Source organism: Streptomyces sp. NPDC002730 (genome assembly GCF_042888805.1).
Taxonomy (GTDB): domain Bacteria; phylum Actinomycetota; class Actinomycetes; order Streptomycetales; family Streptomycetaceae; genus Streptomyces.
The window spans coordinates 22,689-43,461 of record NZ_JBIAQG010000012.1; the positions used below are offsets into that span (position 1 = coordinate 22,689).

A 20,773-nucleotide genomic window follows, 5' to 3' on the forward strand; every position below is an offset into this window, starting at 1 on the left:
CCCGGAAGCAGCTGCTCCGAAGCTAAGGGGGCACACTCAAGGCCCTGTTGAGGGATCAGTGGGCATCCCTCGGGGTTCCCTCGCGGACACTCTCGGGGGCATGGACGGTGGGCAGAGTGCCGTCTCGGTGTGCCGTACGGCAGTCGTCGACGAACTCACGGGAGAACATCGCGGTGAGGGTCGCCACGCCGCCGCGGACGATACGGACCTCGCTGCGCTTGAGGAGGCCGGTCAGCCGGAGGACACGGCCGCCGGAGGCGGTGTGCCGCTGCATGTCCTTGACCTTGGAGCGGCCGACGTACTCCAGCTCCGACTCGTCGACCACGGTGCCGTCCGGCACCAGGATCTTGAGGATGGAGCGCTCGCCGGCGATCCGGACCTCGATGTCGCCCTCGGGGATTTCGGCGGACCGCAAGTCCATTTGGACCGAGCTGCGGCGGGCGGTCACTTCGATGGTGCGGGCGGCGGTCCAGTGGCCGAGTCGCTTCTCATTGGTGTAGTACGCCTCGATTCGTGCGGCTTCCTCCGTCCCGGCAGTGCCGGTCTTGACCGTGGAGACAGTGTGCTGGGTGTTCATCGCAGTGTTCCTTCCTGGAACCCGGGCAACGACCCGATCTTGACTTCCCTTGGAGCTCGACTATCTTGATAGCCAAGCTATCGATATTTATCTTGAAGGTCGAGTTACTTGGATGTCAAGCGATAAGAGAAAAGATCTTCAGCAGGAGCTCGCCGGCGAGATCCGCGCGCTCCAGACAGCAGTCGACTCCTTCGATGCCGCGGCCGCCGAACGGCTGGGAATCAACCGCACCGATCTGCACTGCCTGGACATCCTCATGCAGCGCGAAAGCGCCGCACCCAGCGAACTGGGTGCGGCGCTCGGACTCACCACGGGCAGTGTCACGGCCCTGCTGGACCGCCTGGACCGGCTCGGCTATGTGACCCGCTCCCCCGATCCCAGGGACCGGCGCAAGTCGGTGGTGCGGCCGGCACCGGAAGCCGTACAGGCCGTGGCGGAGCTCTTCGGCCCGCTCGCGCAGGACGGCTTCCGGCATGTCGCGCGCTACACCACCGAGCAGCTGGAACTGCTGCTGGACTTCATGCGCAGCAGCCGGGAGCTGCAGGAGCGGCACCTCGACCGGATCCGGTCCTGACCCCGCGACCCCACGAACCGCTCAGTCCTTGTGGGCGATGACCAGAGTGACGTCGTGCCCGAGTGAGGTGCGGGTGACCTCGGCATAGCCGGCCTCCCGCATCCACTCGGCACACTGCTCGAACCGGTAGCCCTTGCCGTGCGGCGTCATCAGCTGCAGGTTCAGACTGCGGATCAGATTGCGCAGATAGCTCTCGTCGTCATCGACGATGACCGGGTCCCAGACCAGGAACGCCCCGCCGGGACGCACCGCGGCGAAGGTGTTCTTCACCAGCTGCTTGCGCTGCTCGTCGTTCCAGTCGACCAACGCATGCCCGATCATGAGCACATCGGCCTGCGGCAGCGGATCGGCGAAGAAGTCACCTCCGTGGTAGCGGACCTTGTCCGCCATGCCGATGGCGGACATATGGGCGGTGAAGTCCCCATCCAGCTGCGGCAGGTCGAAGACACACGCATCCAGATGCGGATGCGCCTTCACCAGCCCGGCCAGTACGTTGCCCCGGCAGCCGCCGAGTTCGAGGACCGAGGAGTACTTCGCCCATCCGAACGACTCGGTGAGCGCCGGGATCAGCGGGCGGCTGGCGTCCTCCGCCATGCCGACCAGACCGTCCTTCTTCTCGTCGCTCTCGTAGAGCTCGCCGAACATGTCCTCGCCGGTGTACGTGGCGGCCTGCGGGGCACCCGTGCGCAGCGCCTCGCCCAGCTTGTCCCACGCCGGGTACATCACCTGGCCCGCGATCCGCAGGAAGCCGCCCAGATACCCCTCGTCGCCGGGTACCAGGAACTGCTGCGCCACCCGGGAGTTGGAGAACTCCGCGCCGTCGGAGCGCTCCAGGAAGCCGAGTTCGACCAGCGCGGCCAGAAAGTGGTCGGTGCCCCGTGTGTGCAGGCCCAGCCGCTCCCTGATCGCGTCCTCGGTGGCCGGCTTCTTCGCCAGCTCCGTGAACAGCCCGATCTCAATGCCCGTCAGGACCAGCCGCGCGGGCTGGAAGGCCATCGCCTGCGCCAGCACGGCGCCGGGATGCACTGCAGCGCCTGCTTCGTATCCGGTCATCTGCGCCCCTCCTCTCACGGAGCCGGTACGGCGGCGGTCTCGGCGCCCGAGGCCCGGGCGAGCACATCCGCGAGCACACTCTGCGGATCGTCGCCTCCCCCTGCCGTCCGCCAGGCCACAAAGGCGTCCGGCCGCACCAGCACCGCGCCGCCACGGCCCACGCCGTAGACCTCCGCCCAGTCGCGGTCGGTGGACTTGAGCTCCTCGTCCGGTCCGATCGCGTACGTACGCAGCGGAATGCCGAGCTTCTCCGCGATCGGCACCGCGGCCTCGGCCCAGGCACTGCCGTCGGGCCCGGTCAGCAGCACGAACGAGTCCCAGAACAGGTCGATCGTGGAAATCGTCTCGCCGCCCCGCTCCAGCCAGACGTGCGGGGCCCTGGTGCCGGGTTCACCGGTCAGCTCCAGGTGCGGCGTGAGTACCTTCGTACCCTCGGCGCCGACGATGGACGTGGAGCGGTACCGGTAGCCGAGCGTGATGATCACGTCGTCCACGAAGTCGGCCCGGTCCTGCTCGGTGGAGTAGCCGTGCCGGATGCGGTTGCGCACCAGCGCCTGCTCCGACATGGCGGTGCCCAGCGGACGGCGCTCGGCGTCATACGTGTCGAGCAGCGCCTCGGAGCCCCAGCCGTGCTGGACGGCGGCGAGCTTCCACGACAGGTTGTGCGCGTCGTGGATACCGGTGTTGGCGCCGAACCCGCCGGCCGGCGGGTGCACATGGGCGGCGTCCCCCGCCAGGAAGACCCGGCCGGCGCGGAAGGTCTCCGAGACCAGCTGGGCGCCCTGCCACGGCACCTTGTCCATGATCTCGACGTCGATGTCCTTGCCGGAGGCCCGGCGGACGATGTCGATGCACCGCTCGTCGGTGTAGTCCTCGGGCTTCTCGCCCTTCTCCGGGAAGTAGATGGGCGCGGCCAGCCACGGGTCGCACCCGTGCAGCCGGGACAGGCCCATCAGGGTGCCGCCCGCCGAGGCGTAGCACAGGATGAACTTGGTGTCCTTGAGCAGCGTCTCCAGCTCCGGCGCCCGGAAGTAGATACTCAGGGCGTTGAACACCGTGCCGCGACCGACCCGCTTGACTCCGAGCGCCTCACGGATGCGGCTGCCCGCTCCGTCGGCGCCCACGAGGTAGTCGGCGCGGATGGTGAACCGCTTTCCGCTGCCGCCCTCTTCGGCGATGGCGGTGACGCCGTCGGCGTCCTGCTCGAACGAGATCAGCTTCGTGTTGAAGCGGACGTCCGCGCCGTACTCCTTGGCCTTGGCCACCAGTACCTTCTCGTACCGGTCCTGGCCGCAGCCCATCACACGCTCGGGGCTCACCGTCTCGCCGTCCAGCGACGGCGACTCCAGCAGCTCCGCGTTGTCGATGTCGGAGAACGTCTCGACCTTGATGATCCCGCCCTCGAAGTAGGCATGGGAGTCACCCATTTCGAGCGCGCGGATGTCCTTGCCGAGTCCCGCCGCGCGGAACAGCTCCATGGTCCGGGCCTGCAGGCCCGGGGCGCGGGGCAGCATGGAGGTGCTGTCCCTCTTCTCCAGGAGCATCGTGCGTACTCCACGCCGGCCGCTGAACAGTGCAGTGGACAGGCCGACGGGACCACCACCGACGATCAGCACCGGGATCTTCACGTCATACATGCATATCCCCTCTGGGCAAGCTGGGCTTCCGCCGGGATCCCTCCACGGCACCCAAGATGAGTAGCCACGCCGACTTGAGGGCCAGTGGAGATGCGGCGGTGAGGTGGCTGCCCCAGTCCCCCTTGAGGTGACCTCAACCCGCGGCGTGGATTCTCCGCCACAGCGGCCTGGCGCCAGGCCATGCGCCGTGTTGGAAGGAGTCCTGCGCATGACGCAAACCAGCCCGGATGTCAGCACGTCGGCCGGAATCATCCGGCTGAGCAACGCGTTCTGCGACGCCAAGGCGCTGCTGACCGCAGTCGAACTGGATCTGTTCACCACGCTGCACACGAAGGGGGCCTCCACCGAGGAGGAGATCCGCAAGGAGCTCGGACTGCACGGGCGGGGCCTGAGCGACTGGCTGAACCTGCTGACGTCGCTGGGCCTGCTGGAGCGTGCGGACGGCGGGTACCGCAACGCCAAGGGCGCGGACACCTACCTGGTGCGCGGCGAGCGCACCTGGGTGGGCGGCTTCCTTGAGCGCTCCAACCGCAACCTGTACCCGGCCTGGGGCCGGCTCGGCGAGGCGCTGCGCACCGGTGAGCAGCAGTCCGGCAGCCACTTCGACGTGGTCGTCGAGAATCCCCACATCCTCAAGCAGTTCGTGCACATGATGGACGCCCTCACGCATGTCGTCGGTCCCGAGCTGGTCGGCAAGTTCGACTGGTCCGGCTCCAAGTCGGTACTCGACGTGGGCGGCGCCCGTGGCAACCTCTGCTCGATCATCGTGAAGAACCAGCCGCACCTGCAGGGCCATGTCTTCGACCTGCCCCCGATGGAGCCGCTGTTCGACGAGCACGTGGAGAGCTACGGCCTGACCGGCAAGGTCCACTTCCACGGCGGCAGCTTCTTCACCGACCCGCTGCCCGTGAAGGCGGACGTGGTGACCATGGGCCACGTCCTGCACGACTGGGACGAGAAGCAGCGCGGTGAGCTGGTGGCCAAGGCGTTCGAGGCGGTGAACCCGGGCGGTGCGCTGATCGTCTACGACCGGATGCTCGACGACGAGCCCGACCACGTCGAGAACCTGGTGATCAGCCTGGACATGCTGCTCGTCACCGACGGCGGCTCCGAGTACCCGACCTCCGAACTCCTCGCGCACGCCAAGAACGCCGGCTTCGCATCGACCGAGGTCTCCCCGCTCAGCGACTACGACACGGTCGTCGTCTGCCGCAAGGCCGCGTGAGCGCGGTCCGGTCGGCTGAACGCCCCGAGGAAAGGAATCCGTCAATGAGCAAGACCCCTGAGGAGGTCCCGGTCCTCGTCGTCGGAGGTGCGGTGACCGGATTGTCGACCGCGGTCTTCCTCGGCTGGCACGGGATACGTTCGCTGGTGGTCGAGCGGCACCCGGACACCCTCAGCCACCCGCGTTCGCGTGGTGTCAATCCGCGTACGGTCGAGCTGTACCGGCAGGTCGGGCTCGAGGACCGGTTGTGGTCGGAGGCCAGCCTCGCCACGGACTTCAGCAAGCTGCTGATGATCCGTGCCGAGACCCTGGCGGGACAGGAGATCTTCAGCGGTCCGACCGACCAGCCCGACCCGAGCGGTTCGGTCAGCCCCTGCGAGTGGGCGCCGATCGACCAGGACCGGCTGGAGCATCTGCTGCGCGAGCGCGCCGGGGAACTCGGCGCGGAGCTGGCGTTCTCCACCGAGCTGGTCTCCTTCGAGCAGGACGACAGCGGAGTCACCGCCGTCCTGAAGGACACCGGCACGGGGGCCGAGCGCACGGTCCGCGCGAAGTATCTGGTGGCGGCCGACGGCAGCCGCAGCCCGATCCGTAACACGCTCGGCATCGAGTCCGACGGACCCGGCGAGTTCGCCACCACCGTGTCGGTGCTCTTCGAGGCCGATCTGAGCAAGGCCGCCAGGGGCCGTCCCGTCGGGGTCTGCTACCTCGACAAGCCGGCGCCGTCGACGATCCTGTTCGCGCACGACGGCAAGAAGCGGTGGATCTTCGCCACCGGGATGCCGCCCGGGGACACCCTCGACGACATCACCGAGGAGAAGGCCGTCGAGCTGGTGCGCGCCGCGATCGGAGAACCCGATCTCGAAGTCGGGATCATTGCGCAGCTGCCGGCCGGCGGGGCGAAGTGGCTCAGCTTCGTCATCGGCGCGCAGGTGGCCCGCGACTACCGTCAGGGCCGGGTCTTCCTGGTCGGTGACGCGGCCCATCTGGTGCCGCCCACCGGCGGGTTCGGGGCCAGCCTGGGCATCCAGGACGCGAACAACCTCGCCTGGAAGCTCGCGGCGGTCCTCGACGGTGAGGCCGGTCCCGAGCTGCTCGACACGTACCAGGCAGAGCGCCATCCGGTCGCCTGGATGACGCTCCAGCAGGCCCTGGGAATGATGCAGGAGCGTACGGGCGACGAGGGGGAGGGCCAGGACCAGGCAGACGCCTACGGCACCACGGTGTTCGGCTACCGCTACAGCTCCGGCCCGCCCGTGTCGCCGCAGCAGCTCAGTGGGGAGCCGGGCACGCGGGCCCCGCATCTGGAGCTGGAGCGCGACGGGAAGAGCATCTCCGTGCTCGATCTGTACGGCCGGACTCCGGTGGTCATCACCGCCGAGGGCGGGCAGGCATGGGTGGATGCGGCGAAGGCCGTCGCCGACGACCTCGGCGTCACGCTCACCGCGCACCGGATCGGTGGTCCTGGCGCGGAGATCGTCGCACCGGGCAACGGGGTGGCCAAGACGTACGGCATCGAGGCGGGCGGCGCCGTCCTGGTCCGCCCCGACGGGTTCGTCGCCTGGCGCTCGGCGGGCTCCGTCGCCGATCCGCAAGGTGAACTGGCCGCCGCAGTGGGCCAGTTGCTCTCCCGTACCACCTGATCGACCCAGCTGGTACGTGGGAGGGCCGGCACCCCTGGCCGGGGTGCCGGGCCCTCCCTTCGTCGTCCCGACCCCGGAAAGGCACCTGTCATGGCTACTGTTCCCCGCACCGTGCTGGTGACCGGCGGCAATCGAGGACTGGGGCTGGCGGTCGCGGCCCTGATGCACGGTCAGGGCCATCGCGTCGTCGTCGCCGCGCGTGACGAGGAGGCGGCCCGCAAGACCGCCGCCGCTCTGGGCGACGGCGCGTCCGGCGTCGCCCTGGACATCACCGACCCGGACTCCGTGGCGCGCGCCGCCGCCGGAACGGCAGCTGTCGACATCCTGGTCAACAACGCGGGTGTACAGCTGGACTGGGGCAATACGCCCTCCGCAATCCCGCTCGATCTGGTGGAGCGGACCCTGGAAGTGAATCTGCTGGGGTCCTGGCGGGTCGCGCAGGCGTTTGTGCCCGCGATGGTGCGGCGCGGCTGGGGCCGGGTCGTCAATGTCTCCAGCGGCACCGGCACGTTCACCATCGGCATCGCCGCGCAGTGCCCCGCGTACTCGGTCTCCAAGGCCTCGCTGAACGCCCTCACCGTCATGCTGGCCAAGGAAACGGAGGGCTCGGGCGTCCTGGTCAACGCGGTCAACCCCGGGCTCGTACGCACCCGTATGCGACCGGAGGCCGCACAGTCCCCCGAGGCCGCGGCCGAAGCCGTCGCCCGTGCGGCGACGCTCCCCGACGACGGCCCTTCAGGGGTTCTCTTCCGCCGGGACACCGTCGTCGGCTGGTGAGACACGACCGCCGACGAGTCCCGACGCACGACGCCCGCGGGCCCTGACAGCACGCTGTCAGGGCCCGCGGGCATCCCGGTTCAGGGCCGGGTGTCGAGGAACGAGGTGTCGTGCTTGCCGTCCCGGAACACCGGGTCGGCGATGACCTCCCGCAGCAGCGGGATGGTGGTGTGCACCCCGGGGCCGGCGATGCGGAACTCGGCCAGCGCCCGGTCCATCCGGTCCAGCGCCTGGTCCCGCTGGGGCGCCCAGGTGATCACCTTGGCGAGCAGCGAGTCGTACTGCGAGGGCACCCGCCAGCCCGCGTAGCCATGGGTGTCCACCCGGACGAACGGGCCGCCGGGCGGCACGAACTCCTCCAGCGTGCCGGGGCACGGCGCGAAGTTGCGGGCCGGGTCCTCTGCGTTGACCCGGCATTCGACGGCGGCACCGCGCGGGGCGAGGTCCTCCTGGCAGAAGCCGAGGCTCTCCCCCGCTGCGACGCGGATCTGTTCGCGTACGAGATCGACCCCGAACACCGCTTCGGTCACCGGATGTTCCACCTGGATACGGCAGTTCATCTCCATGAAGGAGAAGCCCTCGTCGTGGACGAGGAATTCGAAGGTGCCCGCGCCGGTGTAGCCGACCGCCCGGGCGCCGCGCACCGCGGCACGCGCCATCGCTGCCGTGAGTTCCTTGTGCAGGCCGGGTCCCGGACTCTCCTCGATGAGCTTCTGGTGCCTGCGCTGCACGGAGCAGTCGCGTTCGCCGAGGTGCAGAACCGTGCCATGGCCGTCCGCGAGTACCTGGACCTCGATATGGCGTGCGCTGTCGCAGAAGCGCTCCAGGTAGACCCGGTTGTCGCCGAATACGGCCTGCGCGGTGGCGCGGGTCTGGCGGTAGGCGGGAAGAAGTTCGCTCTGCTGGCGTACCACGGTCATTCCGCGCCCGCCGCCGCCCGCCGCGGCCTTGATGATCAGCGGGAAGCCGATCCGGCCGGCGAGGTCGGTCGCTTCGGCGGCGCTGTCCACCGTGCCGGGGCTGCCCGGCAGTACGGGCAGTCCCGCGTCCGTCATCAGCGCCCTGGCCACGGCCTTGTCCCCGAGGCGGGAGAGCACTTGGGGCCGCGGGCCGATGAAGACCAGTCCGTTGTCGGCGCAGATCTCGGCGAAGTCGGGGTCCTCGGACAGGAAGCCGTAGCCGGGGTGGATGGCGTCGGCCCCGGTGCGCAGCGCGGCCTCGATCACCGCGGGCGCGGAGAGGTAACTCTTACGCGGCATTCCGGGGCCGATCTGCACCGCGGTGTCGGCGGCCCGTACGTGTGCGCTGTCCTTGTCGGCGGTGGAGTGCACCGCGACGGTTCGGATGCCCATCTCCTTGCAGGTCCTGATCACCCGCAGCGCGATCTCGCCCCGGTTGGCGATCAGGATCGTGTCGAAGGCCATGGTCATACCTCTCCGGCCGTGCTCACGGAGTCCTCGGGGTCGAGGAGCACCAGTGGCTGTCCGTACTCGACCGAGGTGCCGTCGTCGACGAGCACCTCGACCACCCGTCCCGCCCTGGTGGCCTCGAGCGGGTTCATCAGCTTCATCGCCTCGATGATGCCGAGCTGCTGGCCCACCTCGATACGGTCGCCGGGGCGGACGAAGGGCGGGGAGCCGGGTGAGGGTGCGATATAGAACGTGCCGACCAGCGGCGCGCACTCGTGGTATCCGTCGACCGACTCCTCATCGTTGGCCGGCGCGGCGGCGGGCTCGCGGGCGGTGGGTGCCTGCCCCTCCTCCCACTCCACCTCGATGCTGGCCGCACCCAGGGCCACCCGGACCCGGCGCGGGTGGCTGGTGCCGACCCGTACGACGTCCGCGATGCTGCGGCAGATATCGGTGAGAGCCAGCGCGCTGGTGTCGTAGTCCAGACCGGCGAGCGGATCGCCGGTCCTGGTGGTGCCGAGGCTCTCCTTGGTCACTTCGCTCATCGGTCTCTCTCCGTAGAACCTGCCGTCGTATCTGCCGTCGTATCTACCGTTGCCGTGGGGCCTGGTCACGTCCGTGATTCCAGGTCGTGGGCCAGTCCGAAGGCCCGGAAGCGCCGTCGGCGCGAAGCCGGTGACGCGGTGACGCCGCGCAGCTCGCGGAGCGCGACAACGGCCGCGCGGCGCACGGCGTCGCTCATCGCGGTGGTGTCCGTGTGTCCGCCGCCCTCGGGCTCCGGGATCACTCCGTCGACCACGCCGAGGCGCAGCAACGAGGCAGCGTCCAGGGCGAGTTCGTCAGCAGCCACCGCCGCTTCGGCCGCGTTCTTCCAAAGGATCGCCGCACAGCCCTCCGGGCTGATCACCGAGTAGGTGGCGTTGGCGCACATCAGCACCCGGTCGGCCACGCCGAGCGCGAGCGCTCCGCCGCTGCCGCCCTCGCCGGTCACCACGGCCACCACCGGCACGGACAGCGAGCCCATCAGCCGCAGATTCTCCGCTATGGCGTTGGACTGGCCCTTCTCCTCGGCGGTGAGGCCTGGATAGGCGCCAGGGGTGTCGATCAGGGTCACCACAGGAATGCCCAGCTTGGCGGCGAGCCGCATCAGCCGGGCGGTCTTGCGGTATCCGGCCGGTGAGGGCATACCGAAGTTGCGGCTGACGAGTTCGGCCGTGGTGTGACCCTTCTGGTGGCCGATCACCATGACGGGCAGTCCGTCGAGGCGGCCGAGGCCGCCGACGATCGCCGGGCACTCCTCGCCCGCCCGGTCGCCGTGCAGTTCGACAAAGCCGTCCAGCCAGTAGCCGATGTGCTCGAGCGCCGTGGGCCGGCCGGCCTCACGGGCCAGCTGGACGCAGTCCCAGGCCGGGAGCTGGTCCAGGAGCTGGCTGTCGCGGACCACCGGGTCCTCCTCGCCTGCGCCCCAGTCGGGGCCCGGCTCCTCGGCCACGGCGAGCAGTCTGCTGAGCCGCGCGCGCAGTTCGGTACGCGGCCAGACATCGTCCACCAGGCCGTGTTCCAGGAGGAATTCGGCGGTCTGGAAGCCTGCGGGAAGCTGCTGCCTGATGGTCTGCTCGATGACCCGCGGTCCGGCGAAGCCCATCCGGGCGCCCGGTTCCGCGACCACCACGTCGGACAGCGTCGCGAAGGAGGCGGCCACCCCGCCGTACGTCGGATCGGTGACCAGAGTGACGGTGAGCAGTCCGGCCTCGTCCAGCTCGGCCAGCGCGTTGCTCGTCTTGGCCATCTGCATCAGGGAGAGCGCGCCCTCCTGCATGCGCGCTCCGCCGGACGCGGTGACGATCAGCAGCGGCACCCGGTCCTTCAGTGCGGTCTCGGCGGCCGTGGTGATCGCCTCACCCGCCGCCACCCCCAGGCTGCCTCCGAAGAAGCGGAAGTCCATGACGGCGGCGACGAGCGGCCGTCCGTCGATCCGGCCGCGGACCACCAGCACGGCGTCCTGCTGCCCGGTACGGGCCCTGGCCTGCTGCAGCCTTTCCGCGTACGGCTGTTGGTCGACGAAGTCCAGTGGGTTGAGCTGGGTGGCCGGTACGGGCACCGCCTGTGTGCTGCTCGAGTCGAAGAGCTGCGCGATACGGCTGGGTGCGTCGAGCCTGGCGTGCGCCCCGCACTCCGGGCAGACCCGCAGCAGACGCGCGTAGCGCTTGCCGTAGACCAGTGAGCGGCAGCCGGAGCAGGAGACCCATGCCGCCTGCTCGCCGGCGGTGGCGTTGGCTGCGGGTTGAACCGTGGTGGTCATCTCTTACTAGCCCTTCAGTAGGCCGCCTCTACCTCGTAGATGCCGAACGGCACGGCGAGCCGGGTGTCGCGGTACGGGCGCAGAGGTGCCGTGTCCTCGCGGTGTCCGGCGCCCTCTTCCCAACGCCGGAACGCGGCCAGATCGGCCCAGCGGCTCACGACGACGAGCGAGGTGGGGTCCAGCGGTGAGCGCAGCAGTTCGTTGCCGAGCATGCCGGGCACTTCCGCCAGTCGCTTGCTGACCAGGTGGTACGCGGCGCGTACCGCCTCCAGCTGCTCGTCGTCGTGGGCCGCCTGGTGGACCATGACTCGTACCTCACGCGGCATGCGCGGAGGCCTTGCCCTGGATGTGCGCGACCACCTGCATGGTGTTGAACGAGCCCTTGCCGCGGTAGGGGTGGAGCCGTTCGCGGTGGGCGAGGTGGGCCTCGCTGGACTCGAACTCGCGGAAGCCGGGCTCGTCGGTCCAGTCGCTGACGATGAAGTAGACGCTCTCCTCGGCGGTGTCCTTGGACAGCCACTGGCCCAGGCAGGCGGGGTGGCCGGTGACCGCCTCGGTGCTGCCGCGCCAGGCCTTCTCGAAGTCCGCCTCGAGGCCCGGGTTGATCTCCATCCGCAGGAGTACCCGGAACGCGCCTTCGTTTCCTGAGCGGTTGCGGTTGCTGTTGCCGTTGCCGTTGCTGTTTCCGTTGGTCATCAGGAGATCCCCCCGTCGACGCCTATGGTGGCCCCGGTGACGTACCGGGACAGATCGCTGGCAAGCCAGAGGATCGCGCCCGCCACCTCCTCGGGGGTGCCGAGCCTGCCCAGCGCCGTCTTGGCGCTGTACCGCTCGATCATCAGCTTCTGCTGCTCCGCCGGCATCTTGTGCAGGTTCTCGGTCTCGATGACGCCGAGTGCGACGACGTTGAAGCGGATGCCCTTGGAGCCGAACTCCTTGGCCAGGGACCGGTTCAGACCAACGATGGCCGCCTTGGTGGTGGTGTAGTGGGAGCGGAGCGGAATGCCGGCCTCGACGGCCTTGGAGCCGATGGTGACCACCGAGGAGCCCCTGCGCAGCAGTGGCAGGGCGTTCTGGATCACCAGATGGGATCCGGTGATGTTGGTGTCGATGATCCGCCGCCACTCGTCGAACGGCAGCTCCGCGTACGGGATGTGGCTGATGGCGCCCGCGTTGTTGACCACGAGGTCGAGGCGGCCGTAGTGCGCCTTGGCCTGCGCCAGCAGCGCGGTGACATCGGCCGGATCGGCGACGTCAGCCTTGACGACATGGTGGTCGCCGCCGGTCTCCTTGAGTTCCTTCTCCAGCGATGTGACAGCGTCGCTGGAGTTCTGGTAGCAGGTCAGGACATCGACGCCGGCCTGGGCCAGCGCCCGTACGATGCCCCGGCCGACTCCTCGGGTGCCGCCGGTGACCAGGGCTTTCTTGCCCGTAAGGCCGAGATCCATGGTTCTCCTCCACAAGAGTTCAGAGCAACAGTGCGAGGGCACAGCAGTTGGCGAGCAGCGCAAGCACGGTGAGCACGCTGCGCCGCTGGTTCCAGGCGCCCCAGTTCCAGCGCGGGTCATTGGCCTCGAAGTCGTCCGGCAGATTGTCCGGATCGAGCGTCTGTACCCACTTGTTGACCGGGACGTTCTTGGTGAGCGAGATGGTGACGGTGGCGGCCGCGAGCACGGCGCCGGTGATGAACAGGGCGCGGACCGCCTGGCCCGGGGCGATCACCGCCAGTACGACATCGCCGATCAGCGTCCCGAGCAGGCACAGCGGCATCGCCGGGTCGTAACGGGTGGCGAAGAAGGAGTGCGCGTGCACATAGCGGTCGGCGGGCAGTGCGGCGAGCAGCGGCCAGCCGCCGAGCTGGGTGCCGAAGAGCACTCCGGCGGCCAGTCCGTTGACCAGGACGACCAGGGGGACCAGAAGGGCGATCACCTGATTCCTCCTAGCCCGCCGTGGTCCGGCGGGCGGCCTCGGCCTCGACCTTCTGCTTGATCAGGTTCATCTGGATACCGGTGTTGCGGTTGAGGTGCTCGGTCATACCGGCGTCGCTGGCCGGGGCCTCGGGCTTCATATGGAAGTCCTGCACCCAGCGCATCCGTACGCCGTCGTCCTCCTGGGTGTACTCCCAGTACAGGCGCATGAATTCGAAGGGTCCGGTCTCGACCCGGAAGGCCTGGACGGTCCTGGTCTCGGGGTCGGGGATGCGCTTGGAGACCCAGCTCCAGACATTGCCGTCCTCGTCCGGGTGCATGGTCAGCCGGAAGGTGATCTCCTTGCCCTCCTCCTCGAGCACCTCGACGGACGCGTACTCGCTGAAGAGCTGCGGCCAGGACTTCAGATCGTTGGTCAAGTCCCAGACCAGGCCCATCGGCGCGTCGATCACAATGCTGTTGTCGGTGTGTCCCGCCATGGCGGCCTCCTGCCGGTAGTCGGTGTGGCGCGGTGGTCAGTCGGCCCGCCCGAGGACGAGCGCGGCGTTGAAGCCGCCGTGCCCGCGGGCGACGACGAGCGCGGTGCGCAGTTCCTGGTGGCGCGGTTCGCCGAGCACCAGGTCGATCTCGTGTCCGGGGGCGACCGCGGTGGGTCCCACGGTGTGCGGGATCACCTGGTCGCGCAGCGACAGCAGCGCGGTGGCGACGTCGAGGGGCGCGCCCCCGCCGTACAGCCGGCCGGTCAGTGTCTTGGGCGCGGTGACAGGGACGCCACGCGCGCCGAAGATCTCGGCGAGCGCCTCGGCCTCGGCCAGATCGTCCGCGGGCACGCCGACCGCGTCGGCGAACACCACGTCCACGGCGCCGGGTTCGAGCTGTGCGTCCGCGAGCGCGGCGGCGATGGTACGGCGCAGCGACGGCGGGCGCTCGGAGCCGGGCGGCGGATCGAAGCCGGCCGCGTAGCCGAGCACCCTGCCGTAGATCTTCTGAGCGCCGCGGGCCTCGGCGGCTTCGGCGCTCTCGACGATGAGCATCGCGCCGCCCTCGCTGGGCAGATAGCCGGATGCCTCGGTGTCGAAGGGCAGATAGGCGCGGGCGGGGTCCTGAACGGTGGAGAGATTGCCCGTGGACAGCTGCGCGGTGAGTCCGTACGGGCACAGGGAGGCATCCGTCCCGCCGGTGACGACGAGGCGGGAGCCGGTGCGGATCAGCCGCCGGGCCTGGCCGATGGCGTCAAGACCGCCGGCCTGCTCGCAGCAGATCACTCCGCAGGGGCCGCGCAGCCCGTGCCGGATGGAGACCTGGCCGGTGGTGGCGGCGTAGAACCAGGCGATCGACTGGTAGGCGCCGACCCACTCGGGGTTGTGCTGGTAGAGGTTCTCCATCTCGTGCTGGCCGAACTCGGTGCCGCCGGATGAGCTGGAGGTCACCACGGCCAGTTCGTACTCCGGCAGTTCGGCCGGGTTCACCTCCGCGTCGGCGATGGCCGCCTCGGCCGCGGACAGCCCCAGATGCGTCCAGCGGTCGGTCTGCGCGATCAGCCGGCTCGGCACCTGTTCCTTGGTGACGAAGTCCGGCACCTCGCCCGCCAGCCGCACCGGGTACGCGGACGGGTCGAAGCGGCTGATCCGGCCGATCGCCGGTGTCCCGCCGAGGACGGCGGTCCAGTGCGCCTCGGCGCTCAGCCCGGTCGGCGCGACGACGCCGAGACCGGTGATGACCGGGGCCTGTGCTGTGGCAGCGCTCACCGTCAGCTCCTCCCGTACTCGACCATGCCCGGCCGGGCCAGCAGCATGGCGCTCTGGAAGCCACCGAAGCCGCTGCCGACGCTGAGCACCACATCCATCCGGTGCTCCCGGGCGGTCAGCGGCACATAGTCCAGATCGCACTCCGGATCGGAGGTGCGCAGATTCGCGGTGGGCGGCACCACTTGGCGGTCCAGCGCCAGGGCGCAGGCCGCGACCTCGATGGAGCCGATGGCGCCCAGCGAGTGGCCGACCATCGACTTGATCGAGCTGACCGGCACCTTGTACGCGTGGCCGCCGAGTGTGCGCTTGAAGGCGGCGGTCTCGTGCCGGTCGTTCTGCTTGGTGCCCGAGCCGTGCGCGTTGATGTAGTCCACGGAGGTCGGCGCGAGCCGGGCCCGGTCCAGCGCCACCTTGATCGCCTCGGCCATCTCTCGTCCGTTGGCCTTCAGGCCCGTCATATGGAAGGCGTTGCTGCGTCCCGCGAAGCCGACGAGCTCGCCGTAGATATGGGCGCCGCGACGCTCGGCGGCCTCCTTCTCCTCCAGGACAAGGACCGCCGAGCCCTCCGCGAGGACGAAACCGTCGCGGTCCTGGTCGAAGGGGCGGGAGGCGTGCTCCGGGTCCCCGTTGTTGGGCGAGGTGGCCTTGATGGCGTCGAAGCAGGCCGCGGTGATCGGGGAGAGCGGGGCGTCGGTCGCGCCGGTCAGCACGACATCGGCCGTCCCCTCCTCGATGAGCTGCGCACCGTGCCCGATGGAGTCGAGTCCGGAGGTGCAGCCGGTGGAGATCAGGGCGACGGGTCCTTCCGCGCCCACCTCCCAGGCGACTTCGACGGCCAGGGTGCTCGGCACCATGTAGCCGTACAGATGCGGCACTCCATAGGTGTGGTCCACCAGCCAGTGTCGGCCGGCGTCGCTGAGCAGGACGTACTCCTCCTCGAGCCCCATGGTGCAGCCGACGGCGCTGCCGATGCTCACACCGATGCGCTCGGGCGGGGTGTTCGCGAAGTCGAGACCGCTGTCCTCGACGGCCTCACGCGCGCTGACCACCGCGAACTGCGCCGCGCGGTCCATGCGGCGGACCTGGCGCGGGTTCAGGCCGGCGGCCACCGGGTCGAAGTCGGCCTCGGCTGCCACCTGCGAACGGAAGGCGCTGGGGTCGAACAGCGTGATCCGGCGGGTCGCGGTGCGCCCCGCGGAGAGCAGGTCCCAGAAGGCTTCCCTGCCCACCCCGCCCGGCGCCACCACACCGATACCGGTGATGACGGCCCTACGGCTCACTGGGCACCGCCCACCTGGGGGTTGGACTCCTGCGGCCGCTGGACCTTCTCGGTGTCCACGTGCCCGAGTTCGGGGCGGGGCGCCAGAGGTGAGAGATGGAACGCGCCGCTCGCCGTCTCGGTGCCGGTATTGACCAGCCGGTGGCGTACGCCGATCGGCACCAGCAGCGAGTCGCCGGGGCCCAGCGTGATCGGCTGACCGTCCATCGTCATCTCCAGCTGGCCGGAGACGACATGCAGGAACTCCTCGGAATACGGGTGGTAGTGCTCGGTGACGAAGTCGCCCGGCTCCAGGGTCAGCACACCGCCGAATCCGGAAGTGCACCCCACTGTCCTGGGGCTGAGCGTCGTCCGGATGTCGCCGCCGCGCCGGGTGTTGGCCTCGACGTCGTCAGCGTGCACCCGCACGGTGCGCGTGATCTCGGTGGTCACTGCCCGCCTCCTCAACGACCTGGTCCGTCCAGTGGCTGGAACCGTCGCAGCCGTTCCTACAGACCGGCTCGAAGAGGCATTGATGTGCCTGCACCACGCCCCGGTGTACTCACGCTCGAGCCCACGGCGAGCGTGGTGACCTGCCATGGCGCGAGACACAGCACCCATCGAGGGAGCAGCCATGCCTTTCGCTGCCATCACGTACGACATCAAGGCCGGCTACGAGAAGGAGATCACCGAGATCTTCACCGGATTCCGCCGGGTGGGCTCCCCCGTCGTCAAGGGCGACGGGGGCGAGGAGGCCGCGCGGATTCTGGCCACCGCCGTCTTCATCCGCGACGACACCATGGTCCGCGTCATCGAGTACCAGGGGGATCTGGGCGCCATCGCCCGGCACATGGCGACGCAGCCGGGCGTACGCGAGGTCGAGGAGAAGCTCGCCCCCTATCTGACCAGGCCACGTGCGACGGACACCGTCGAAGGCTTTGTCGCCACCTTCGAGCGGTCCCTGCTCACCTGCATGGCGCAGATGTCCGTACGCGACGCGACAGTCCAGTCCACGAACTGAGGGAGATTCCGTGCTGAACCGCAGAAGTCTGCTCAAGGCGGGGGCGGCGGCCGGTGTTCTGGCCGCCGTACCCGCCGGTCTCGTTCTCGGGGCGCAGCCCAAGCGCACCGTGGACGCCACCACCCCGTTCACCGTGCCGCTGAAGGTGTCGCCGCCGCTGAGGCCGGTCCGGCTTGCCGATTACGACCTGTACCGGCTGACGACACGGGAAGCGGATGTGGAGATCCTTCCCGGGACGACCTCCACGGTCCGTACGTTCAACGGCGCGCTGAACCCGCTGATCGTGGCGCGGCGCGGGCGGCCGGTGGTCATCGAGCAGGCCAATGCCCTGAACGTGCCGTTCTCGATGCATCTGCACGGTGGGCACGTCCCGGCGCACTCCGACGGCCACCCCAGGAACGAGGTGGCTCCCGGCAAGAGCCGGCTGTTCCACTACCCCAACACCCAACTGGCCTCGACGATGTGGGTGCACGACCACTCGCACCACGCCCATGCGGAGAACATCTACCGCGGTGCCGCCGCCACCTATGTGCTCACCGACCCCGAAGAGGACCGGCTGCCGCTTCCCAAGGGGCAGTACGACGTCACGCTGCAGCTGCGTGATGCCAAGATCGAGGACAACGGCACGCTCGTGTACGACCTGCACGGCTTCCAGGAGCGGCCGACATTTCTGGTGAACGGCTCGCCCAGGCCCTACTTCCGGGTGGCCGCCCGCAAGTACCGCTTCCGCCTGGTCAACACGTCCAACGAGCGGGCCTTCGTGCTGCGGCTCGGCGAGGGTGACGAGTTCACGCACATCGCCACGGACGGCGGTCTGCTGCCCGCGCCGGTGCCGAGCCGGATCCTGCAGCTGTGGCCGGCCGAACGGCAGGAGATCGTCGTCGACTTCTCCAAGTACCCGGTCGGTTCGAAGATCGTGCTGCAGACGATGATGACGTATCCCGGCGAGGCCCCCGAGGTGATGCGCTTCGACGTGGTGCGCGGCGCGGACGACCCGAGCAGTGTGCCGGGCCGGCTCCGGCCGGTGGCGGACCTCGGTACGCCGACGGTGGAGCGGCAGTTCGCCATGTCCTTCGACCCGCAGAGCCAACAGCACCTCATCAACGGCAAGCCGTTCGACGTCAACCGCGTCGACTTCCGTCCCAAGCTCGGCACCACCGAGATATGGACGATCGAGAACAAGGACGTGGCGTTCACCATCCCGCACTCCCTGCACCCGCATCTGGACCATTTCCAGGTCGTGGAGCGCAATGGCAAGCCGGCCGGGCCGAGCGAGGCGGGGCTGAAGGACACCGTCTCGGTGATGCCCGGCGAGAGTGCCCGGATAAAGATCAAGTTCACCGAGTACACCGGGATGTTCATGTTCCACTGCCATCTGATGGGCCATCTGACGATGGGCATGATGGGCCAGATGGAGATGGTGCGCTGAGCGTACGTACCGGCAGAACCGCCGCGGCGGTCACCGTGTCAGATCACGGTGACCGCCGCGGCATTGAGCGCGAGCGCGATGACGGCGAGCAGAGTGCGCAGCAGGTGCCAGCGGCGCCACAGCGGGCGCGGGTCCTGCCAGTCGGCCGGTAGCTCGTCCGGGTTCTCGACGGCTTTCACCCTGCGGTTGATCGGCACGTTGCACAGGTGCGAGACGGCGGAGACCCCCAGCAGCAGGACCGCGGCGGCGGTGAACAGGACCTGGGCTGCGCCGTCGTCGGCCATGACGGCGAGCGCCGCGGTCAGCAGCGTGGAGGTGAGGACGACGACCGGCATGGTCGGGTCCCAGTTGCGGCCCAGCAGTTTGTGCGCGTACACATAGGTGCCCGTCTCCATGGCGAAGAGTGCCGGGAGCACGCTCAGCGCCACGGCGAAGAGCACCCCCGCGGTGACACCGCTGCCGAGGAGAACAGCTATCCCCAGCACCTCGGTCATGGCACTCAGGCCTGTGCCGGGTGGGAGTCGACGCTGAGCTGCGCGATGGACCGCATCGTGGCGTTGCGGAAGTACGCCGCGAAGCCGGCCGGCGAGGAGGTGTCACGCTCCTCGGCCAGATACGGCTGGAGCTTCTCCTCCAGGATGTGCACGCCCTTCTGGGTGGCCATATGGCGGCCGATGGCGGCGAAGTCGCCCTCGTAGTGGATGACGCGCACCATCACGTCGTCCTTGATGAACACTCCGGTGCCCAGGAGCCGTCCCGCGCCGTCCTCGCCCTGGTAGTCGGGGGTGTCGACCCGGGTGAAATGGGCGAAGATCTCCGCGATCTCGTCCTCGTGCCCGGGCTTGACCCGGTAGGTGATCGCTGCGTACGGCATCAGATTCCTCCATCGACGGTGATCGTGGCACCGGTGACATAGCGGGAGGCGTCGCCCGCCAGGAAAAGCACCGCCCCGGCCACGTCCTCGGGCCGGCCAAGACGGCCCAGAGCGGTCATCGAGGCGATCCGCTCCCGCAGTTGCGGCGGCAGATCTCCTCCGGTCTCGGCCTCGGTCACACCCGGGGCCACGGTGTTGACGCGGATGCCGCGCGGCCCGAGCTCCTTGCACAGCGCCCGCCCGAAGCCGACGAGGGCCGCCTTGGACGCGGAGTAGTGGGCGCTGAACGGCCGGCCGCGCAGGGCGACCGACGAGCCGATGTTGACGATGGACGCGCCCTCGGTGAGCTGATCGAGCACGGCCTGGGTGACCAGATAGGCGGAGGTGACATTGTGGTCGAACAGCCTTTGCCACTCCGCCGCTTCCAGATCGCCGAACTTGGCGTGGCCGTCGATGCCGACGTTGTTCACCAGGACGTCGAGCCCGCCGAGCTGCTCCTCGCAGGCCTCGGCGAGCTCTCGGGCTCCGTCAGCGTTGGTGACGTCGGCGCGTACGGTCAGATGACCGGCGCCGAACTCGCCCAGTTCCCGCACGAGCGACTCGGCGGCCTCGCCGTCCCTGCTGTGTCCCGCCACCACCTGTGCCCCGGCACGGGCGAAGGCAAGAGCCGTCGCCCGTCCGATGCCGCGAGTGCCCCCGGTGATGAGCACTCGCTTTCCGGCCAGACCCGAAGTGATGGCATCTTCGGTGCTCATGCCGCCTCAGGAAGATTGACGTTGATCATCTTGAGCAGGATGCGTGGTGTCTCTGCCTCCACCACGGCGTCGTCGGAGAGCTCGACTCCGCGCTCGCGCTTGATGACTCCGGTCACCTGGAGCAGCGCCAGCGAGTCGTAGCCGAGGTCGATGAAGGGAACGTCCAGCACCGCGTCGCTGTCGAGGTCGATTCCCTCGGACTCTCCGGCGCATTCGCGGAGCTTGCCGGCAAGCTCCGCCAGGGTGAACTCGCTCACTGGATCCTTCCTCCTTCTTTGGTCCACACGTAGAAGGGCTGCGCCATCGCGTCCTTGGGCTCCTGCCAGTTCGGGTCGTACGGCGAGACACACTCGGCGAGCCGGGTGTTGATGTCGTCGTAGAGGGGATGGCTGCGGGCCTGGTAGAGACGGGGGCTGATGTCGTTGTCGGCCTCGACGAGATGGAAGTAGAGGTCGTGGAAGGTGAACAGCGACCGCCTCGCCACACCGATCATGTGGGGCAGCTCGCTCGAGTCCGACTCCTCGAAGATCTTGGCGATGTCGCCGGCTTTGCCCGGCTCCATC

General features: G+C 69.1%; 25 protein-coding genes. 6 read left to right on the forward strand and 19 right to left on the reverse strand.

What is annotated here, in order from left to right; translation table 11 throughout:
- Positions 1–55: 55 nt before the first annotated feature.
- On the reverse strand, positions 56–577 hold the full coding sequence (locus ACFYXH_RS28410) for a hypothetical protein (protein ID WP_389568617.1): 522 nt from the start codon (positions 575–577) through the stop codon (positions 56–58).
- Between the two features lie 112 nt (positions 578–689).
- Here ACFYXH_RS28410 and ACFYXH_RS28415 point away from each other — a divergent pair, with 112 nt between their 5' ends.
- A complete protein-coding gene (locus ACFYXH_RS28415) occupies positions 690–1,151 on the forward strand; it encodes a MarR family winged helix-turn-helix transcriptional regulator (protein ID WP_389568620.1) in 462 nt (153 codons plus the stop codon).
- A gap of 21 nt (positions 1,152–1,172) precedes the next feature.
- Here the strand turns inward: ACFYXH_RS28415 and ACFYXH_RS28420 are convergent, their stop codons facing one another.
- Together ACFYXH_RS28420 and ACFYXH_RS28425 are read right to left on the reverse strand one after the other, a co-directional pair.
- Positions 1,173–2,204: a methyltransferase gene (locus tag ACFYXH_RS28420; RefSeq protein WP_389568623.1), complete on the reverse strand. Its 1,032-nt coding sequence runs from the start codon at positions 2,202–2,204 to the stop codon at positions 1,173–1,175.
- A 14-nt stretch (positions 2,205–2,218) separates the two neighbouring features.
- Entirely contained in the window at positions 2,219–3,841 is a 1,623-nt protein-coding gene (locus ACFYXH_RS28425) for an FAD-dependent monooxygenase (protein ID WP_389568626.1), read from the reverse strand.
- A 208-nt stretch (positions 3,842–4,049) separates the two neighbouring features.
- Between ACFYXH_RS28425 and ACFYXH_RS28430 the strand changes: the two genes are divergently transcribed.
- The 3 genes from ACFYXH_RS28430 (at position 4,050) to ACFYXH_RS28440 (ending at position 7,486) form a co-directional block, all read left to right on the forward strand.
- On the forward strand, positions 4,050–5,066 hold the full coding sequence (locus ACFYXH_RS28430) for a methyltransferase (RefSeq protein WP_389568629.1): 1,017 nt from the start codon (positions 4,050–4,052) through the stop codon (positions 5,064–5,066).
- A 44-nt stretch (positions 5,067–5,110) separates the two neighbouring features.
- A complete protein-coding gene (locus ACFYXH_RS28435) occupies positions 5,111–6,709 on the forward strand; it encodes an FAD-dependent monooxygenase (protein WP_389568632.1) in 1,599 nt (532 codons plus the stop codon).
- Between the two features lie 90 nt (positions 6,710–6,799).
- Positions 6,800–7,486 carry an SDR family NAD(P)-dependent oxidoreductase gene (locus ACFYXH_RS28440; protein ID WP_389568635.1) on the forward strand — a complete coding sequence of 229 codons (687 nt, stop codon included), beginning with the start codon at positions 6,800–6,802 and terminating at the stop codon, positions 7,484–7,486.
- 80 nt (positions 7,487–7,566) lie between these two features.
- On the opposite strand, the gene accC is transcribed toward ACFYXH_RS28440, so the two are convergent.
- From accC to ACFYXH_RS28495, 11 genes are all read right to left on the reverse strand, one after another.
- A complete protein-coding gene (accC, locus tag ACFYXH_RS28445) occupies positions 7,567–8,916 on the reverse strand; it encodes an acetyl-CoA carboxylase biotin carboxylase subunit (protein ID WP_389568638.1) in 1,350 nt (449 codons plus the stop codon).
- Positions 8,913–9,440: an acetyl-CoA carboxylase biotin carboxyl carrier protein gene (locus tag ACFYXH_RS28450; RefSeq protein WP_389568640.1), complete on the reverse strand. Its 528-nt coding sequence runs from the start codon at positions 9,438–9,440 to the stop codon at positions 8,913–8,915. Before ACFYXH_RS28450 ends, accC begins: the two co-directional genes overlap by 4 nt.
- Before the next feature lie 65 nt (positions 9,441–9,505).
- The gene (accD, locus tag ACFYXH_RS28455) at positions 9,506–11,197 is read right to left on the reverse strand and encodes an acetyl-CoA carboxylase, carboxyltransferase subunit beta (RefSeq protein ID WP_389568643.1); all 1,692 of its coding nucleotides are present in this window, start codon (positions 11,195–11,197) and stop codon (positions 9,506–9,508) included.
- A 14-nt stretch (positions 11,198–11,211) separates the two neighbouring features.
- The gene (locus tag ACFYXH_RS28460) at positions 11,212–11,502 is read right to left on the reverse strand and encodes an antibiotic biosynthesis monooxygenase family protein (protein WP_389568647.1); all 291 of its coding nucleotides are present in this window, start codon (positions 11,500–11,502) and stop codon (positions 11,212–11,214) included.
- 10 nt (positions 11,503–11,512) lie between these two features.
- Complete coding sequence (locus ACFYXH_RS28465; protein ID WP_389568651.1) at positions 11,513–11,893, reverse strand: antibiotic biosynthesis monooxygenase family protein; 381 nt, start codon at positions 11,891–11,893, stop codon at positions 11,513–11,515.
- Entirely contained in the window at positions 11,893–12,645 is a 753-nt protein-coding gene (locus ACFYXH_RS28470; RefSeq protein ID WP_389568654.1) for an SDR family NAD(P)-dependent oxidoreductase, read from the reverse strand. The genes ACFYXH_RS28465 and ACFYXH_RS28470 overlap by 1 nt, the downstream gene beginning before the upstream one ends.
- Before the next feature lie 19 nt (positions 12,646–12,664).
- Positions 12,665–13,126: an anthrone oxygenase family protein gene (locus ACFYXH_RS28475; RefSeq protein ID WP_389568657.1), complete on the reverse strand. Its 462-nt coding sequence runs from the start codon at positions 13,124–13,126 to the stop codon at positions 12,665–12,667.
- A 10-nt stretch (positions 13,127–13,136) separates the two neighbouring features.
- Positions 13,137–13,604, reverse strand: coding sequence for an SRPBCC family protein (locus ACFYXH_RS28480; RefSeq protein ID WP_385306736.1), 468 nt, complete (start codon positions 13,602–13,604; stop codon positions 13,137–13,139).
- Positions 13,605–13,640: 36 nt separating this feature from the next.
- Entirely contained in the window at positions 13,641–14,873 is a 1,233-nt protein-coding gene (locus ACFYXH_RS28485) for a ketosynthase chain-length factor (protein WP_389568661.1), read from the reverse strand.
- Between the two features lie 2 nt (positions 14,874–14,875).
- Positions 14,876–16,153 carry a beta-ketoacyl-[acyl-carrier-protein] synthase family protein gene (locus tag ACFYXH_RS28490; protein ID WP_389568662.1) on the reverse strand — a complete coding sequence of 426 codons (1,278 nt, stop codon included), beginning with the start codon at positions 16,151–16,153 and terminating at the stop codon, positions 14,876–14,878.
- Positions 16,150–16,584 carry a cupin domain-containing protein gene (locus tag ACFYXH_RS28495; protein WP_266538673.1) on the reverse strand — a complete coding sequence of 145 codons (435 nt, stop codon included), beginning with the start codon at positions 16,582–16,584 and terminating at the stop codon, positions 16,150–16,152. Before ACFYXH_RS28495 ends, ACFYXH_RS28490 begins: the two co-directional genes overlap by 4 nt.
- A gap of 181 nt (positions 16,585–16,765) precedes the next feature.
- Between ACFYXH_RS28495 and ACFYXH_RS28500 the strand changes: the two genes are divergently transcribed.
- Both ACFYXH_RS28500 and ACFYXH_RS28505 read left to right on the forward strand, forming a co-directional pair.
- Positions 16,766–17,152 (forward strand): SchA/CurD-like domain-containing protein, encoded by a 387-nt coding sequence (locus tag ACFYXH_RS28500; RefSeq protein WP_327327160.1) that lies wholly within the window; start codon positions 16,766–16,768, stop codon positions 17,150–17,152.
- Between the two features lie 10 nt (positions 17,153–17,162).
- Complete coding sequence (locus ACFYXH_RS28505; protein ID WP_389568663.1) at positions 17,163–18,581, forward strand: multicopper oxidase family protein; 1,419 nt, start codon at positions 17,163–17,165, stop codon at positions 18,579–18,581.
- A 38-nt stretch (positions 18,582–18,619) separates the two neighbouring features.
- On the opposite strand, the gene ACFYXH_RS28510 is transcribed toward ACFYXH_RS28505, so the two are convergent.
- From ACFYXH_RS28510 to ACFYXH_RS28530, 5 genes are read right to left on the reverse strand one after another with little or no spacing between them, the layout of a single operon-like run.
- On the reverse strand, positions 18,620–19,075 hold the full coding sequence (locus ACFYXH_RS28510) for a DUF1772 domain-containing protein (protein ID WP_389568665.1): 456 nt from the start codon (positions 19,073–19,075) through the stop codon (positions 18,620–18,622).
- Positions 19,076–19,080: 5 nt separating this feature from the next.
- Positions 19,081–19,455 carry a SchA/CurD-like domain-containing protein gene (locus tag ACFYXH_RS28515; RefSeq protein WP_389568667.1) on the reverse strand — a complete coding sequence of 125 codons (375 nt, stop codon included), beginning with the start codon at positions 19,453–19,455 and terminating at the stop codon, positions 19,081–19,083.
- A complete protein-coding gene (locus ACFYXH_RS28520) occupies positions 19,455–20,210 on the reverse strand; it encodes an SDR family NAD(P)-dependent oxidoreductase (RefSeq protein ID WP_389568670.1) in 756 nt (251 codons plus the stop codon). The genes ACFYXH_RS28515 and ACFYXH_RS28520 overlap by 1 nt, the downstream gene beginning before the upstream one ends.
- Positions 20,207–20,467, reverse strand: coding sequence for an acyl carrier protein (locus ACFYXH_RS28525; RefSeq protein ID WP_327327155.1), 261 nt, complete (start codon positions 20,465–20,467; stop codon positions 20,207–20,209). Before ACFYXH_RS28525 ends, ACFYXH_RS28520 begins: the two co-directional genes overlap by 4 nt.
- Positions 20,464–20,772: a TcmI family type II polyketide cyclase gene (locus ACFYXH_RS28530; RefSeq protein ID WP_389568673.1), complete on the reverse strand. Its 309-nt coding sequence runs from the start codon at positions 20,770–20,772 to the stop codon at positions 20,464–20,466. Before ACFYXH_RS28530 ends, ACFYXH_RS28525 begins: the two co-directional genes overlap by 4 nt.
- Position 20,773: the final 1 nt, after the last annotated feature.